The 15,992-nt window shown below is 57.8% G+C and carries 14 protein-coding genes; 10 read left to right on the top strand and 4 right to left on the bottom strand.

Annotated elements, in window-relative coordinates; translation table 11 throughout:
• Positions 1-225 precede the first annotated feature (225 nt).
• The 4 genes from ADICEAN_RS11590 to ADICEAN_RS11575 all read left to right on the top strand — a co-directional run bounded on the left by ADICEAN_RS11590 (position 226) and on the right by ADICEAN_RS11575 (position 5,015).
• A complete protein-coding gene (locus tag ADICEAN_RS11590; RefSeq protein WP_009195788.1) occupies positions 226-2,079 on the top strand; it encodes an LTA synthase family protein in 1,854 nt (617 codons plus the stop codon).
• Positions 2,080-2,150: 71 nt separating this feature from the next.
• A complete protein-coding gene (locus ADICEAN_RS11585) occupies positions 2,151-2,660 on the top strand; it encodes a hypothetical protein (RefSeq protein WP_009195787.1) in 510 nt (169 codons plus the stop codon).
• A 12-nt stretch (positions 2,661-2,672) separates the two neighbouring features.
• Positions 2,673-3,497 carry an alpha/beta hydrolase gene (locus tag ADICEAN_RS11580; RefSeq protein ID WP_009195786.1) on the top strand — a complete coding sequence of 275 codons (825 nt, stop codon included), beginning with the start codon at positions 2,673-2,675 and terminating at the stop codon, positions 3,495-3,497.
• A gap of 123 nt (positions 3,498-3,620) precedes the next feature.
• Positions 3,621-5,015, top strand: coding sequence for a M28 family metallopeptidase (locus ADICEAN_RS11575; protein ID WP_009195785.1), 1,395 nt, complete (start codon positions 3,621-3,623; stop codon positions 5,013-5,015).
• Positions 5,016-5,343: 328 nt separating this feature from the next.
• On the opposite strand, the gene ADICEAN_RS11570 is transcribed toward ADICEAN_RS11575, so the two are convergent.
• Positions 5,344-6,006 carry a metal-dependent transcriptional regulator gene (locus ADICEAN_RS11570; protein WP_262486184.1) on the bottom strand — a complete coding sequence of 221 codons (663 nt, stop codon included), beginning with the start codon at positions 6,004-6,006 and terminating at the stop codon, positions 5,344-5,346.
• Between the two features lie 79 nt (positions 6,007-6,085).
• Here ADICEAN_RS11570 and ADICEAN_RS11565 point away from each other — a divergent pair, with 79 nt between their 5' ends.
• The 3 genes from ADICEAN_RS11565 to ADICEAN_RS11555 all read left to right on the top strand — a co-directional run bounded on the left by ADICEAN_RS11565 (position 6,086) and on the right by ADICEAN_RS11555 (position 9,648).
• Positions 6,086-8,386 (top strand): TonB-dependent receptor, encoded by a 2,301-nt coding sequence (locus ADICEAN_RS11565; RefSeq protein ID WP_009195783.1) that lies wholly within the window; start codon positions 6,086-6,088, stop codon positions 8,384-8,386.
• A gap of 276 nt (positions 8,387-8,662) precedes the next feature.
• Entirely contained in the window at positions 8,663-9,136 is a 474-nt protein-coding gene (locus ADICEAN_RS11560; protein ID WP_009195782.1) for a COG2426 family protein, read from the top strand.
• Positions 9,137-9,192: 56 nt separating this feature from the next.
• Positions 9,193-9,648: a GNAT family N-acetyltransferase gene (locus tag ADICEAN_RS11555; protein ID WP_009195781.1), complete on the top strand. Its 456-nt coding sequence runs from the start codon at positions 9,193-9,195 to the stop codon at positions 9,646-9,648.
• Here ADICEAN_RS11555 and ADICEAN_RS11550 read toward each other — a convergent pair.
• From ADICEAN_RS11550 to ADICEAN_RS11540, 3 genes are read right to left on the bottom strand one after another with little or no spacing between them, the layout of a single operon-like run.
• Positions 9,639-10,331, bottom strand: a complete 693-nt coding sequence (locus ADICEAN_RS11550; RefSeq protein WP_009195780.1) for an alpha/beta fold hydrolase — start codon at positions 10,329-10,331, stop codon at positions 9,639-9,641. The two genes, ADICEAN_RS11555 and ADICEAN_RS11550, sit on opposite strands and share 10 nt — an antisense overlap.
• A gap of 11 nt (positions 10,332-10,342) precedes the next feature.
• On the bottom strand, positions 10,343-11,848 hold the full coding sequence (locus tag ADICEAN_RS11545) for a flavin-containing monooxygenase (protein WP_009195779.1): 1,506 nt from the start codon (positions 11,846-11,848) through the stop codon (positions 10,343-10,345).
• Positions 11,845-12,705 carry an SDR family NAD(P)-dependent oxidoreductase gene (locus tag ADICEAN_RS11540; protein ID WP_009195778.1) on the bottom strand — a complete coding sequence of 287 codons (861 nt, stop codon included), beginning with the start codon at positions 12,703-12,705 and terminating at the stop codon, positions 11,845-11,847. The genes ADICEAN_RS11545 and ADICEAN_RS11540 overlap by 4 nt, the downstream gene beginning before the upstream one ends.
• 477 nt (positions 12,706-13,182) lie before the next feature.
• Here ADICEAN_RS11540 and ADICEAN_RS11535 point away from each other — a divergent pair, with 477 nt between their 5' ends.
• The 3 genes from ADICEAN_RS11535 to ADICEAN_RS11525 form a co-directional block, all read left to right on the top strand.
• Complete coding sequence (locus ADICEAN_RS11535; RefSeq protein ID WP_161622697.1) at positions 13,183-13,959, top strand: universal stress protein; 777 nt, start codon at positions 13,183-13,185, stop codon at positions 13,957-13,959.
• An 18-nt stretch (positions 13,960-13,977) separates the two neighbouring features.
• Complete coding sequence (locus ADICEAN_RS11530) at positions 13,978-15,462, top strand: SLC13 family permease (RefSeq protein WP_009195776.1); 1,485 nt, start codon at positions 13,978-13,980, stop codon at positions 15,460-15,462.
• Between the two features lie 10 nt (positions 15,463-15,472).
• On the top strand, positions 15,473-15,992 hold a 520-nt coding region (locus tag ADICEAN_RS11525; protein ID WP_040396880.1), incomplete at its 3' end, for a porin.

Here is a 15,992-nt window from a genome sequence, read left to right as displayed (position 1 = left end):
TCTGTAACAGGGTTATTTTATAACCCAAAAGTAGAAAATTCATGCATCATTTTTTAAAAGCACCTCTAATTTTTAAGCTGTCTTTGAAAAAAAGTATTTCAAGCCGGTAAATCAGGCTCCACAAACCAATGTACCCCTCATACCTTTTTTTGGAGATGGCACAGCTTTCAGCGAAATTAGCCGTATAGGTATAGTTGCTGCACATATCTTTATTTTTTGCCGGGCATGGCGCTACGATTTTTTTATCTGCTGGGGTATTTCTTCTTCTGGCTGGTGTTTTTTCTGTTTAGCAAAGCGGTTTTTCTGATCTATCATCAGGCACTGGCAGCTGAGCTTACCCCCACCCAGATCCTGGGTATTTTCTGGCATGGGCTTCCGCTGGACCTGAGCACCAGTGCCTACCTGAGCCTGATCCCCTTTTTATTGCTGAGCCTGAGTGCCCACCGTCCCTACACGCCCTGGCTGGCCCGGGCCCTGATGGCCTACACCACCCTGGCGCTCTTTGTGGTTACCGTGCTGTGCACCTCTGATCTGGAGCTGTTCTCCATCTGGGGCTTTCGCATGGATGCCAGCCCTTTCAATTATGTGAATACGCCCAAAGAAATGATGGCCTCGGTGGGTTCATCACCCCTGCTGCTGCTGATCCTGCTCAATGTGCTTATCAATGTGTTTTTCAGCATGCTGTACCGCCACCAGCTGCATGGCCTGCTGCCCCGCCTGCAGGCCCACAAACACGGGCGGCTGCCGCTGGTGCTGGCTACCTTTGGCCTGCTGCTGCCCATGCGGGGCGGCCTGCAACGGGAGCCCATAGACCAGAGCCGTGCCTTTTTCTCCAACAACCACTTTGCCAACCAGGCGGCTCTTAATCTGCCCTGGAATGTGGTACAGGCCCTGACCGAGCAGCTGGATGCCGACAAACACCCCTACCTGTACCAGGCTCCTGCCCAGGCCGACAGCCTGGTGGCGCAGCTGTACAGCCCCCTGCCCACTGCAGCAGACACCTCTTTCGTGTTGCTGAACCAGCAGCGGCCCAATGTGATCCTGATCATCTGGGAGAGCCTTACTGCCAAGGTAAGCGAACCTCTGGGCGGCCTACAGGAAGTTACCCCCCGCTTTACGGAGCTCAGCCGCCAGGGCCTGCTCTTTAGCCGCATGTATGCCAGCGGCGACCGCAGCGACAAGGGTCTGGTGGCCATCCTGAGCGGCTACCCTGCCCAGCCCATCCCCACCATTACCAACCATCCGGAAAAAGCCCATAAACTGCCCCACCTTAGCCAGCGGCTCAGCCGGGAGGGCTACCACACCTCCTTTTATTACGGGGGCGACCTGGCCTTTGCCAACCTGCGCAATTACCTGCGCTTTGGCCAGTGGCAGCATGTGACTGGCATTACCAACTTTACAAAAGAGGAGCGCAGCGGCAAATGGGGCGCCCCCGATGGTACTGTGCTGGCGCGCATGGCCCATGAGCTGCAGCAGGCCCCCACCCCTTTCTTTTCTACGGTTTTTACCCTGAGCAGCCACGAGCCCTTTGACCTGCCCCCAGGCGTAGCGCCCCGTTTCGGGGGAAAATCGGCCGAAAGCAAGTTTCTGAGCGCCCACTACTATACCGATAGTGTACTTGGTGCTTTTGTAGACCAGGCCCGCCGGCAGCCCTGGTGGGATAACACGCTGCTGATCATTCTGGCCGATCATGGCCATACCGATCCGGGCCTCTCACAGGTCTATGAGCCAAAGAAATTTCACATCCCCATGCTGTGGCTGGGCGGGGCGCTGAAGGAAAAAGGAACCATATGGCCCCATGCCCTCTCCCAAACCGACCTGATTGCCAGCCTGCTGGGCCAACTGCAGCTGGAGAGCGAAGAATTTCCCTGGAGCCGGGATGTGTTTATTCCGGGCAGCCGCCCCTTTGCCCCCTACTTTTTTAAGGATGGCGTAGGCTTTGTGACCGACAGCAGCTGGCTAAGCTGGGATAATATAGGCGGCAAACTCATTGGGCAGCAGGGAGCCGCCAGCGAGGCCGAGCTCCCCTACGCCCGGAGCTATCTGCAAACCTCTTTTGCAGATTTCCTGAAAAAATGAGCACTTCTGCCCGATTTTGCTTATCATACCCCCTCTAACGGCTCAAGGCTCGGACCTACAACTCCGCCACTATGAACAAGGCAAGCGACCAACTGGATATCAGGGGCAATCGGGTATTCCCCTTCCATTTTCTGGCTATAGGTATCCTGCTGCTACCGGCAGGCCTGGCTATGGTTACCACCTATCCACTGGCCTCCCTGGTGATGCTGCTGGTAAGCGGGGTGGTCTTTACCAGCCATGAGGGGGTGCTGTTTGACCGGGCCAGGGGCACCTATCGGGAATATACCTCCTATCTGTTTATCAGAACCGGTAGCACCCACCCCTATCAGGGGGTAGAAAAGGTATTTGTGAACAGCGGGCAGGAAAGCCAGAAGATCTATACGGCGCACACCAACGATTCCTCTACCTTCCGCAATACCGTATACCGGGGCTGGGTAAAGCTCGACAACGGTAAAAAAGTGTTTATCGCCAGCAGCAAGCATAAGGTGGAGATCACCCGCAAACTGGGCCTGCTGGCCGATTTTCTGCAGACCGACCTGGCCGACCATACCGATGCATACCCCCTTACCCAAAAGGGCTGACCTCCTCTACCCATGAAAGTCCTGATCAGCATACTGGGCACCCTGGCCCTGCTTTATGCACTGCTTTGCCTGCTGCTTTACCTGCTGCAGGAGAACTTTATCTTCTTTCCCCAGCAACTGCCGCAGGACTACCGCTTTCGCTACGGCGCTGGGGTAGAAGAGCGCTACATCCCCACTGCCGGTGGGATGCAGCTGCATGGCCTGCTGTTCCGGGCCGATAGCCTACAGGCTGCAGCAGGGCAGCGCCGGCTGGTCTTTTTTCTGCATGGCAATGCCGGCTCACTGGCTTCCTGGGGCGATGTGGCGCCCAGCTATACCCGGCTGGGCTATGATGTATTTTTGCTGGATTACCGGGGCTATGGCAAAAGTGGGGGCAGCCTGCGCTCTCAGCAGCAGCTGCTGGAGGATGTGCAGGCGGCCTACCGGCAGCTGCTGCAGGAGTACCGGGAGGAGAATACGGTAGTGCTGGGCATTTCGCTGGGCAGCGGCCCGGCTGCCTGGCTGGCAGCCCGGCACAAGCCCCGCCTGCTGGTGCTGCTCACCCCCTACTACAGCCTTACCGACATGATGCGCCGCACCATGCCTATAGTACCCCCCTTCCTGCTTAAATACCCCCTGCCAACCTACCAGTACCTGCAGGGGGTAGAGGCGCCGGTATACCTGGTGCATGGCACCCGGGATGAAGTGATCCCCTATGCCTCTTCGCTGCGGCTGCAGCAGCACCTGAAGCCCGGCGATAGCCTCATTCCCATAGAAGGCGAATACCACAACAGCCTGCATGCCAGCCCGGCCTATCAGCAGCAGCTGCCCCGCCTGCTGAGCACCCCTGCCCCATGAGTATCTTCCTGACTGCGCCAGTCATTAGCTACCGCCCAACTACTTAAGAACGCTGCCCTCCCGGTAGCGTTTTTTTATTGTGAATCCCTATATTTAAGGCTGTAGCATTTAATCTACCCCATTATGCATCTTTATAAAGCCCTTCTATTCTCCTCCTTAACCCTTTTTGGTCTGCAGCCCCTGGCGGCCCAGCAAAGCACCGGCGGCCCGGTGGCCGGTCCGGCCTACCAGCAGCGACTTCAGGAAATTGCCGATGCCCCCCGTCCTGAGCGCATCGAAAAAGACATCCGCACCCTGGTGAGCTTTGGCACCCGCCATACCCTGTCCGACACCGTATCCAACACCCGCGGCATAGGGGCCGCCCGCCGCTGGATCAAGGCTGAGATTGAGCGCATCTCCAAAGAATGTGGCGGCTGCCTGGAGGTGCGCTATGTGAGCGATACCATCCAGAACCGCAACCGCATACCCGGCGTGGTGAAGATTGTTAATGTAATTGCCATCCAGCGCGGCACCCAGGACCCCAAGCGGGTGGTGATGATGGCCGGCGATATCGACTCCCGTGTAACCGATGTCATGAACGCCACGGCCGACTCACCCGGCGCCAACGACAATGCCAGCGGGGTAGCCGGCGCCCTGGAGGCCGCCCGGGTGCTGAGCAAGTACAAGTTTCCGGGTACCATTGTATATGCCGCCCTCTCGGGCGAAGAGCAGGGACTGTTCGGGGGAGAGATCCTGGCCAAGTGGGCCAAAAAGCAGGACTGGAAAATAAAGGCTGTCCTGAACAACGACATGATCGGCAACATCGAAGGCATCAACGGGGTGATCAACAATACCGTGGTGCGCGTGTTTTCCGAAGGCACCCGCGATACCGAAACCCCGCAGGAAGCCCGCCAGCGCCGCTTTACGGGTGGTGAGGTCGATTCCCCCTCCCGCAACATTGGCCGCTACATCGATGTGCTGGCCGACCAGTACTTTCCCAACCTGGACGTGATGATGGTCTATCGCCTGGACCGCTTTGGCCGTGGGGGCCACCACCGTCCCTTCAACGAGCAGGGCTACCCCGGTGTGCGCCTGATGGAAGCCTTTGAGAACTACAACCGCCAGCACCAGGACCTGCGCACCGAAGGCGGCATCCAGTATGGCGATGTGATCGAGGGGGTAAACTTTCCCTACGCCGCCAAGGTAACGGGCCTTAATGCCGTCACCATGGCGGCCATGGCCTCAGCCCCTGCCCCACCGGCCGGGGTTAAGATTGCCGGCGCCGTGCAAGCCAGCACCACCCTTAGCTGGACCAAGCCCAGTGGCGCTGCGGCCAGCTCCATTGCCGGCTACAAGCTTTACTGGCGCTACACCACCTCGCCCGTATGGGAGTACAGCAAGTTTGTGGGCAATGTGGACAAGCACACCCTGGAGAATGTGATCATCGACAACTACTTCTTTGGTGTAAGTGCGGTAAGCAAAGATGGGTATGAGAGCCCGGTGGTATTCCCCGGGGCGGCGGGGGCGTTTGGGGAGTAACACAGTAGCAATCCTACTTTTTCAAAAAGAGTAACAGCCGATAGTACTGTTGGTGAAAACACCAACAGTTGGATTGGGTAGTGGGCATTGGTGTCGTGAGGTAGTTGGACCGGACAGGAGGTAACAGTAGTTATTTTCCAATCAGTCCGCCTGTAGCCAGCATTTTCACTAACAATCTTGCTGGTACCCTAGGCTTAAGTGCTCATACTCGTGCCACGGGGGATTCGTGGCACGAGTCTTTATCATCACCTTCGCCCGTTGTTGGTGTTTTCACCAACAACTCCTGATGCAGTATGTGCTACCCGCCAAACACCTCTGTCTTACCCCCTCACACCACAAAAATATTCTCGGCAAACTTCTGACTAACGGTGGATTTTTGGCCGTTTACCTCAATTTCCAGCTGGGCATCGTAGGGCTGGCGGGCCAGTACCTTGATCTTGTTGTTGATGCCCAGGCCCAGCTGTACCACATACTGCAGAAAAGGAGCCGAATTGTCCCTTACCGCCACCATCACACAGCTCTCCCCCACCTCAATCTGCGAGAGCGTTTTTCGGGGAATGGCCTTGAGCTCCCCCTCGGCCGTGGGGATGGGGTCGCCGTGCGGGTCGAACTTGGGATAACCCAGGAACTTATCGAGCTTGTTCACCAGCTTGGAGCTCTGGATGTGCTCCAGCTGCTCGGCTACCTCATGCACCTCATCCCAGGTAAATTCCATTTTCTCGTACAAGAAGGTTTCCCACAGGCGGTGCTTCCGCAGCACCTCCAGGGCACTCTTGCGGCCGGCCGGGCGTAGGGTGATCTTGCCGTAGCGCTCGTACTCGATCAGCTCCTTCTCCCGCAGCTTTTTAAGCATGGCCGTGGCCGTAGCAGGCTTTACCCCCAGGTAAGCCGCCAGCTCGTTGGTGCCGGCCTCTTCCCTGCCCTCCTCCAGGGTAAGCTGCAGCAGGGCCTTTAAATAATTTTCTTCGGTATAAGACAGCATTAGCAGCAAGTTACAAACTTTCCTACATTTTAATAGTTAGATTACTCTAACTTATATACTTTTGCTTCATGAACTTTATTTTTTAGAGATGATGAAGAAGCTGCTTTTCACACTTTGTTCGCTGCTCTTGCTGGTCCATTTGGCTGCCGCGCAGACAGCCGTTCTGTATGGCAGCGTCCGAGCCGAGAGCGGCCCGCTGGAATTTGCCAGTGTGGGCATTCCCGGCAGCCCCTGGGGAACCTATACCGATGCCGACGGACGCTACCGCATTGAGGGCATCCCGGCGGGCAGCTACCAGCTGCAGGTGTCGCTGGTGGGCTATGAGGGGGTACAGAGAAGCATACGCCTGCAGGCGGGCCAGCAGCTGCAGCTGGATGTGGAACTGCAGCCCTCGGCCCGGGAAGCCCTGCAGGAGGTGGTGGTAACGGGCACCCTGCGGGAGGTGAACCGGTTGGACAGTCCTGTACCTGTAGAGGTGTACAATCCCTCCTTTTTCCGAAAAAACCCCACCCCTACGGTATTTGAAGCCCTGCAGCAGGTAAATGGCGTGCGCCCGCAGCTCAACTGCAACGTCTGCAATACGGGCGACATTCACATTAACGGGCTGGAAGGGCCCTATACCATGGTGCTCCTAGACGGCATGCCCATTGTCAGCAGCCTGGCCTCGGTCTACGGCCTGTCGGGTATTCCCAATGCCCTCATTGAGCGGGTAGAAGTAGTCAAGGGGCCGGCCGCCTCGCTCTACGGCAGCGAGGCCATCGGGGGGCTGATCAACATCATCACCAAAGATCCGCAACAGGCACCCCTGCTCAGCGCCGATGTATTTACCAGCAGCTGGCTGGAGCATTCGGCCGATCTGGGCCTGAAGCTGCAGGCGGGGCAGAAGGCAACAGTCTTAAACGGCCTCAGCTATTACCATTACCGCACCCCCTTGGACAAAAATGCCGATGGCTTTACGGACGTAACCCTGCAGCAGCGCATCTCCCTGTTTCAGAAATGGCACTTCCGACGCCGCAGCGATCGCCTCTTTTCCCTGGCCGGACGCTACCTCTACGAAGACCGCTGGGGAGGCGATATGCGCTGGACCCCTGCCTACCGCGGCGGCGGCAGCCTCTATGGTGAGAGCATCTACACCAGCCGCTGGGAGCTGATCGGGGCCTACCAGCTGCCCCTGCCCGAGCAGGTACTGCTGCGCTTCTCTTACAACCAGCACCGGCAAAACTCGGTCTACGGTACCGTACCTTTTCTGGCCCGGCAAAATATTGCCTTTGCGCAGCTTAGCTGGGACAAACCCCTGGGCCGGCACACACTGCTTACCGGCCTGGCCCTGCGCCATACCTTTTATGATGACAATACCCCTGCCACCGCCAGCCCGGATGCCGCCCGGCCGCTCAACCAGCCCGACAATACCTGGCTGCCCGGCCTGTTTGTGCAGCAGGAGTGGCAGCTGCACCCCCGCCATCAGCTGCTAACGGGCCTTCGCTATGACTACCACGCCCGCCATGGCAGCATCTACACCCCCCGCCTGGCCTACAAATGGAAAGCGGGAGAAGACCGCCTGCTTCGCCTGAATGCCGGCACCGGCTTTCGGGTAGTGAACCTCTTTACTGAAGATCATGCGGCCCTTACCGGCGCCCGGGAAATAGAAGTACCGACCAGCCTGGCGCCGGAACGCTCCATTAACACCAACCTCAATTATACCCACAGGCTGCTGACCACCAGCAGCCTGTTTCTGAGCCTGGAGGCTACAGCCTTTTATACCTACTTCAGCAACCGCATTCTGCCCGATTATGAGACCGACCCCGGCAAAATCATCTACAGCAACCTGCAGGGCCACGGCCTTAGCCGTGGCCTGAGCCTGGATATTGATGCCGATTTCAAGAGCGGCCTTAAGCTGCTGGCAGGCGCTACCCTGCTGGATGTGGTAACTGTAGAAGGGGGCAGGCGGCAGCGGCAGTTGCTTACCGAGCGCTTTTCGGGCAACTGGGCGGTAAGCTACCCCCTGCGCCGGCTGCAGCTGAGCCTGGATTATACGGGCACCCTCTACAGCCCCATGCGCCTTCCGCTGCTAGGCCCCCTTGATCCGCGCCCCGCCACCTCCCCCTGGTGGAGCCTGCAGAACATTCAGCTTACCTACAAGGGGCTCAGGCGGCTGGAGGTGTACGGGGGCATCAAAAACCTGCTGAACTGGACCCCCAGCCGGGGCACTCCTTTTTTGATTGCACGGGCCCACGACCCCTTTGATAAGCAGGTGCAGTTTGATGCCGCCGGCCAGCCCCAGGCCACTTCCGAGAATCCCTACGCCCTTACCTTTGACCCTACCTACATGTGGGCGCCTAATCAGGGCATGCGCGCTTTTCTGGGCATACGGCTTACGGTTGATAAGTGAACTGGCTGCTGCCGGCGCTTCTGGATCAAGTACTCAGCCTCAGGCTGGCTGCAAGAAGTTGTAAAAGCAGCTTACAACCTCCTGACGCCCCCTGTTTCATAAAAAAGGGCCTTGCCATGGCTGGGCTGCCGGCAATGCATATTGTTTTATTTTTTCTTCTGAAAATTTATTCCTGAAATGCGAACTGATTTTTTATCTATTTTTGGAATTAATTCGTTTACTATACCTGTTCCCAGTACTATCAATCACTAACCCTTACTTGCTTTACATCTGTATATGTTTCCACTGTTAGATGAACTGGTTTACACATTTTTGCTGAGCATATCTCCCTTTGGTGAAGCCCGTTCCGGAATACCATATGCCATTTTTAATGATGTACACATCCTGCTCGCTTTTGCCGTAGGCCTTACGGCCAACATTCTGGTTTTTCCCCTTTTCAGCTGGATCATCGATAAATTCAGCCACAAGTTCTGGCACATCCGCTTTTACCGCAAAGGGGTAGTGCAGCTATGCCGGAGGGCCAAGCGCGCTGTAGGGGTGCATAACCAGAAATGGGGCTTCTGGGGGCTGATGGTATTTGTGATGGTACCCCTGCCGGGCACCGGCGCTTACCTGGGCACTATTGCCGCCCATGTGCTGAAGCTGGACCGCAAAAAAGCCTTTATCTCCATTAGTACCGGCCTGGTGATCTCCAGCCTGTTTATGGCCGCTGTGGCCTATTACAGCAACCGTGGGCTGGACCTGCTCTAAGCCGGTGGGCCGGCAGACTGGACTTTCCGCAAAAAAATAGGCACCTTAGCGCAGCCATGCTCCACTACCTGCGCACCACCTCCAGCCATTCCGATTTTGTAGCCCTGGTACGGCTGCTGGATGCCGACCTGAAGCTCCGCGATGGTGACGACCACGCCTTTTACAACCAATTCAATTCCATAGCGAACATTCGGCATGCGCTGCTGGCGTACCAGGGTGATACTCCCGTGGGCTGCGGGGCGCTAAAGGCCTATGATGAGCAAACGCTGGAACTGAAACGCATGTACGTGCGGCCCGAGTACCGGCGGCAGGGCATTGCCCGGGGGCTGCTGAGCGAGCTGGAACGCTGGGCGCAGGAACTCGGCTACCGGCAGCTGATCCTGGAAACGGGCCAGGCCCAGCCCGAAGCCATTGCCCTGTACCGGCACAGCGGCTGGCAGCTTATCCCCAACTATGGACAGTATGCCGGGGTAACCAACAGTGTGTGCATGCAAAAGCTGCTTCAGCCCTGAGCCCGGCGCCTGCCCTGCCGCCGCTCCTGCAACAATGCCAGAATGGGAGCTAGTACCCGATCGGGATGGGTGCAGAGCGTAAAATGATCGCCGGGCACCTCACAGCAGGCCTCATCCGGAAAGCGAACCAGCGAATCGGCCCGGGCATGAATGCGCAGATCGGGCTGTACCCCTGGCGGCGCCGGCAAGGGGCTAAGAATCATCCGCAATTCATTTACCACCGTATCCCGATTGCCCCTGCACAGGCGCATAAATACCTGGCTGAATACCGGCCGGGAGGGGCTGTTGCGGTAGTACCGCCAGACCAGCACCCCTAGCACCAGCCTGTTTAGGTACATGCCCTTTTTTGCCAGCCAGTAGACCATCCGCCGGCTTTTGATGGGGCGCACCACCTTAGCCGGATCGGTCCAGGAGGCAATCTGCACAAGGCCGCAGCCGGTTTGCTGCTTCAGGTGCAGGCCAATCCAGCCGCCCATGGAGTGGCCTATCACCACATCCTCTTCCCCAATCCCAAACCGCTCGGCGAGCTCCCGGGCATAGGCAGCTGCCGTAAGCGCCGGCCTTGGGTAGTCGCCTACCAGCGCCCAGTTATCTACCAGTACTTTTGGACCTGGCAGGGCAGGTAGCAGCTGATCGAAGATGGGAGCTTCTTCGCCAAAACCGGGTATAAAGATCAGGCGCATACGGGAGGGGCTTAAGCTGTGATGGATGAGGGGGGTTGTGGCTGCGCAACGGGCTGGTGTAGCCGGTAGGCTGCCGGATCAAACCGCCTGCTCTCCCGGCGGTAGTGTACCGTCAGGCGGGGGTAAAGGGTGGTGTTTTTTCCTTCCTTGTTCAGGTACCAGCTTTTGCAGCCCGAGGCCCAGACCGTATGCTGCAGCTGCTGCTGTATGCGCCGGTTGTAGGCCGCCTGCACCTCCTGCCGCACCTCCAGGTAACTGCCGGGCGCTGCCTGCTCCAGCTGCTGAAGGTACTGCATCAGGTAGGTCATCTGAGATTCCATGATGTGCACCACCGAATTGTGCCCCAGGCCGGTATTGGGGCCTAGCAAAAAGCCCATGTTGGGGTAACCTGCTACCGTAGTGCCCAGGTAGGCCTCTGCTCCCTTCTCTTTCCATTCATCGGTAAGGCTGCGCCCCTGCAGGCCCAGCACCCGGGTATAAAAGGTAATGTCGGCCGCCACAAAGCCGGTCGCAAAAATCACCGCATCCAGGGGGTAGTCGGCACCATCGGCTGTGCGGATGCCCTGCCCGGTAAAGCGGGCAATGGGAGCGGTCACCAGTTGCACATTGGGCCGGTTAAAGGTGGGATAATTGTCATCGGAGCGAAGAATGCGCTTGCAGCCTATGGTGTACTGAGGGGTCAGCTGCTGCCGCACAAGGGGGTCGTGCACTTCTTTGGCCAGCTTGCGCAGGGCCAGCCAGCGAATCAGCCGGTTCATATAGGCATTGCCCACCAGGCCCAGCCCTATGGTCTCGTTCAGCCAGTACACAGCCTCGCGTTTGGCCCTGAGCCAGAGCGGAAAATGCCGGTTTAGCCAGCGGCCCAGGGCAGACACGGGCTTATCGTTGCGGAAGCCCACCCAGGCGGGCGTACGCTGCAACACCACCAGCTGCGCTACTTCCGGGGCAATGCCGGGCACAATCTGAATGGCACTGGCTCCGGTACCGATCACCGCCACGCGTTTGCCCTTCAGGGAAAAATCTGTCTCCCATTGTGAAGAATGAAAATAGCGCCCCTTGTAGTCCTCCAGTCCGGGAAAATGGGGCATGTGGGGCCGGTTCAGGGGGCCCAGCGCCAAGAGCAGCAGCACCACCCGCCAGCTGCGCCCCTGCCGGTCGCTCAGCTGCCAGCAGCCCTCCTGCTCCAGAAAACGGGCCTCTACGATATCGGCCTGGTAGCTGATGTGCTCATCAAGCCCCCGCCGGGCCACTACCCCCTTGAGGTAGGCCAGAATTTCGGGTTGGGTGGAGTAGCGGCGGCTCCAGTCGGGGTTGGGCTCATCGGCAAAAGAATAGAGCGGCGAGGTCACATCACAGGCACAGCCGGGGTACACATTGTCCCGCCAGGTGCCGCCTACTTCCGAAGCCCGCTCAAAGATGATAAAGGAATCGCGCCCGCTCTTTTTTAGGCGCAGGGCGGCCACCAGGCCGGCAAAACCGGCGCCAATGATGCCCACCTGGTAGTCTACAGCGCTCATGCTTCTTTGCTGGTATAGGGGTTGGTAAAGACCTGCTCGATCCGTTTTTTAAGCAGCTTGGTATACAACACGGGAAACAGGCGGCTAAGGGTATCAAAGGCCCGGCCATCCCGGCCTATGACCAGGCGCGCCCGGCCCTTTTCAATGGCATTCAGGATCTGACGGGCGGCCGATTCGGCACTGGTGGGCGCCTCCCGTTCAAAGGAGGCCACCGTTTGGGCATGCATGGCCGCCGTGGCCACGTTGCCACGGGGGGTAGCATTTCGGGCAATGTTGGTCTTTACCCCGCCGGGAAGCACCAGCAGGGTTTTTACGCCTGTGCCCAGCAGCTCCATGCGCAGGCTCTCCATAAAACCCCGCAGCCCAAACTTAGAGGTGCAGTAGGCCGATTGGTTGGCCACGCCCCCCAGGCCAAAGATGCTGGACAGGCTTACAACATGGCCCTGGCCCTGCTGCAGCAGATAGGGATAAAACGCTTTGGTCATCCAGATGGGCCCCCAGAGGTTAATGCGAAGCAGCCAGTCAAAATCCTCCAGCTCGGTATCGGCAAAGCTGCCGGAATACAGGCCTACGCCGGCATTGTTGATCAGGACAAGCCGCCTGCCCTGCAGGCGGGGAATGTGCGCTTCGGCAAAGTGAAAAACAGCCTGCCGATCGGCCACATCCAGCAGCTGACGCTCAATCACCAGCCCCTGCTCCCGGCCCAGTTCCACGGTTTGCTGCAGCCCCTGCTGGTCTATGTCCGTTGCCAGCACAGCGGCTCCCCGGGCGGCTGCCTGCAGGGCCATCTGCCGGCCAATGCCGGAGGCGCCGCCGGTCAGCACTACCTGGCTATTGCGAAGGGATGGGTGAGGCATGGCTCGGAATTGGGGTTCTGCTCAGAAAAAAGCTGCAGGCAGTGGCCTTGCAACACATATTCTAATGTACTGAATTGCAGCACCCTTTTCAAGCACAGGTCAATGGGCAGTAGCAGCAGTAAACGTCCCACTAGCCATTAAACTCCTCACCTTCTTCCACTTACCCCAGCCCAAGCCCGGAAAATGACCTGGCTCATTTTTCAGCATCAATGCACAGCAAGCATACAAACAGCCCAAAACCTTACATGCTCCTTACCCCTCAAGTGGTGTTCCGCATACGTTGGCAAGCTGCAGCTTGGGGCTGTTTCGCCTCCGGATCGGTCCCACCCCAAACAAGTGTATCGCAACAAACTAGCCAATTTTAGACCCTAAAAGGGGGCATGACAACAATCATTCAGCCAGGGGGTGGCGGGTCATATTTTGATGCAGGAAGGAAAACTACCTTACGTATGAAATTCACATCTAATGCGTATGGCCATGAAAAATCTTCAGAAAATTTTGATCCCCATTGATTTTTCTCCGGTGGCTACCAACGCTGTATTGTATGCAAATAGCATCCTGGAGAAACATCTGGCTGAGGTGGTCCTGGTGTATGTAAACACAGCCGACCAACGGATGGAGGAAGCCGCCATTAAAAAGGCATTTAAAGAATTTGAAGCGAGTACACTCAAATCGGTTTCCTTTTACTATGAATTTGTGATCCTGAAGGGACGCTTGTTGCTGGAGCTGGTAAAAGCCAGTGAGTTTTACAGCCCCGACCTGCTTATTATGGGTACCCGCAGCGGGCGGGAATCCGACGTTTCACTGGCCTCTGCCCTAATTGGAGCGGTTGATGCGCCCGTGCTGGTGGTACCCGAGAACTTTGACCGGCGGCAGATCCGCAAAATTGCCTATGCCAATGACTACCGGCCCATCCGGGAATCCTTTGTCTTTGCCCCCATGTGGGAGTTTGCGCTGGAGTTTAAGGCCAAGGTATACCTGCTGCATGTAAACCAGAAGCGGGTAGAAAAATTGGTGCCCGCCGATGCCGCCGAAAGCAGCCTGGAATACTACCTGGAAAGCATTCCCCACGAATGGGTGTACCTCAGCGGTGATGATATGCAGCAAACCATCAGCCACTACCTGCGGCAACATGCCATAGACCTGCTGGTGGTGCTGGCGCGCGATCATGGGGTGAACCAGCTGGAGTCTGAAGGCCGCCTCATTGCCCAGCTAACCGCCTTTGCCGAAGTGCCCATTCTTACGCTCTGCTAACCGCTAACTCGCCCTGCTATGCTCCTGCATGTTCCTTTAAACTACCTGCACCGGAGGTTTGACTTCTACAGCAAAAGCTTTATACCCCATGCGAATAAAGTCAAACTCTCCGCCTGCCTGGTAGTGCCGCTGCTGATCTTTGTGGTGCCGCTGGAGTGGATTCCGCTGGAGGGACTTACCGTTATTCACCAGCGGGCCATGGCCATCTTTTTTCTGGCAGCCCTGTTCTGGATCTTTGAGCCCATTCCCATTTTTGCCACCTCCATACTGGTGCTTTTTCTGGAGCTGGTGCTGCTATCGGACAGTGCGCTGGCCCCGGCCCTGCAGGGGCAGGAGGCGACCAATTTCGGCAGCCTGATGCGCTACCAGGAGATCATGGCCACGCTGGCCTCGCCCATTATCATCCTGTTTCTGGGGGGCTTTTTTCTGGCCATCTCGGCTACCAAATACGGGCTTGACCATAAAATGGCGCGCTTTTTCATTACCCCCTTTGGCACCAAACCCCGCTGGGTAATGCTGGGCATCATGACCATTACGGCTACCTTTTCTATGTTTATGAGCAATACGGCCACCACCGCCATGATGCTTTCCATACTAGTACCGGTACTGGCCTCTATGGACGAGGGCGACAAGGGCAAGATCGGCTTTGTGCTGAGCGTACCCATAGCCGCCAACCTGGGGGGCATTGGCACCCCCATAGGCACCCCGCCCAATGCCATTGCCCTTACGTATCTGGCGCAGGAGTTTGACATGACCTTCAGCAAGTGGATGCTGATAGGAGTGCCCATTGTGGTGCTGATGGTCCTGATCTCCTGGTTCTTTCTGATGCGCCTGTACCCCACCAGTACGCAGCACATTCGCCTGCACATAAAGCCCGGACCCCGCTATGGCCACAAGCCCCTGATCATTTATGCCACCTTTGCCCTCACCGTACTGCTCTGGCTTACCGACTTTATCCACGGCCTCAATGCCTATGTAGTGGCCATGCTGCCCATTGTAGTCTTTCTGTGCGGGGGCGTTCTCACCAAAGAGGATCTGAAGCTGATCAGCTGGGATGTGCTCTGGCTGGTGGCAGGGGGTATAGCACTGGGACTGGCACTTACCAGCACAGGCCTGGCCCAGGTGTTTGTCAGCAACATTCCCTTTGCCGATTTCCCGCTGGGGGTGCTCTTTCTGGTAACAGCCGGCATGGGCATCCTGGTGGCTAACTTTATGTCCAATACCGCCACAGCCAACCTGCTCATTCCCATGATTGCGGTAATTGCCTCTTCGGTGCCGGCCTTTGACAAGCTGGGCGGTGGCGGCATCCTGATCCTGACCGCTACCCTGGCCATTTCGCTGGGCATGTGCCTGCCCATTAGCACCCCGCCCAATGCGCTGGCCTATGGCACGGGCATGATCACCACCCGCCACCTGCTGCGCAGCGGGCTGTTTACCGGAGGCGTAGGGCTGATCCTGGTCTTTGTCCTGCTGTTGCTCTACCAGAAACTGGAGTTTTTATAAGCCTGCACACATGAAAACGCTCTGCCACCCCATTGCCCTTAGGTGCCTGCTGGCACTGCTGCTTATGCTGCAGGCCCCTCTGGCCTGGGGGCAAGATGCGCCGGCAGACAGCGGGCAGCAAACCCGCACTGGCCTCCAGCTCGGTGGCAGCCTGCAGTTCTGGCTGCGGCATACCTCCCTTAACCCTGGCTCGCTGGTAGATGGGGAGCCCGCCGCCAGCAGCCTGGACCTGAGCATCAGGCGCTACCGCCTGCGCCTGAGCGGCACCGCCGGCGAGCAGTTGCGCTACACCCTGGAGCTGGGCAACAATGATGTGAGCCATGCCACAGCGGCGGCCAGCCTGCCCCGGCTGCTGGATGCGTATGTGGATTACCAGCTGAGCTCCAAACTAGCCTTTGGCGCCGGCAAACAAGCCTGGGCTGGCCCTGCGCGCTACGCGGCCCCTGCCACCACTCAGGCCCTGGCCTACGACATCGACTTTGTGGCAGCGCCCTTTGTGAATGTGTATGATGATATTCTGCGGCGCATGG

This window comes from Cesiribacter andamanensis AMV16, from assembly GCF_000348925.1.
GTDB classification, from domain to species: Bacteria; Bacteroidota; Bacteroidia; order Cytophagales; family Cyclobacteriaceae; genus Cesiribacter; species Cesiribacter andamanensis.
This window is presented reverse-complemented; position numbering and strand designations above follow the sequence as displayed.

What these genes read in the sequence shown, in the direction of transcription:
- ADICEAN_RS11545 (WP_009195779.1), bottom strand. Translation starts at nt 11,848, where the DNA reads ATGAGCGCTGTAGACTACCAGGTGGGCATCATTGGCGCCGGTTTTGCC.
- ADICEAN_RS11560 (WP_009195782.1), top strand. Translation starts at nt 8,663, where the DNA reads ATGTTTCCACTGTTAGATGAACTGGTTTACACATTTTTGCTGAGCATA.
- ADICEAN_RS11590 (WP_009195788.1), top strand. Translation starts at nt 226, where the DNA reads ATGGCGCTACGATTTTTTTATCTGCTGGGGTATTTCTTCTTCTGGCTG.
- ADICEAN_RS11540 (WP_009195778.1), bottom strand. Translation starts at nt 12,705, where the DNA reads ATGCCTCACCCATCCCTTCGCAATAGCCAGGTAGTGCTGACCGGCGGC.
- ADICEAN_RS11535 (WP_161622697.1), top strand. Translation starts at nt 13,183, where the DNA reads ATGAAAAATCTTCAGAAAATTTTGATCCCCATTGATTTTTCTCCGGTG.
- ADICEAN_RS11530 (WP_009195776.1), top strand. Translation starts at nt 13,978, where the DNA reads ATGCTCCTGCATGTTCCTTTAAACTACCTGCACCGGAGGTTTGACTTC.
- ADICEAN_RS11565 (WP_009195783.1), top strand. Translation starts at nt 6,086, where the DNA reads ATGATGAAGAAGCTGCTTTTCACACTTTGTTCGCTGCTCTTGCTGGTC.
- ADICEAN_RS11555 (WP_009195781.1), top strand. Translation starts at nt 9,193, where the DNA reads ATGCTCCACTACCTGCGCACCACCTCCAGCCATTCCGATTTTGTAGCC.
- ADICEAN_RS11550 (WP_009195780.1), bottom strand. Translation starts at nt 10,331, where the DNA reads ATGCGCCTGATCTTTATACCCGGTTTTGGCGAAGAAGCTCCCATCTTC.
- ADICEAN_RS11585 (WP_009195787.1), top strand. Translation starts at nt 2,151, where the DNA reads ATGAACAAGGCAAGCGACCAACTGGATATCAGGGGCAATCGGGTATTC.
- ADICEAN_RS11580 (WP_009195786.1), top strand. Translation starts at nt 2,673, where the DNA reads ATGAAAGTCCTGATCAGCATACTGGGCACCCTGGCCCTGCTTTATGCA.
- ADICEAN_RS11575 (WP_009195785.1), top strand. Translation starts at nt 3,621, where the DNA reads ATGCATCTTTATAAAGCCCTTCTATTCTCCTCCTTAACCCTTTTTGGT.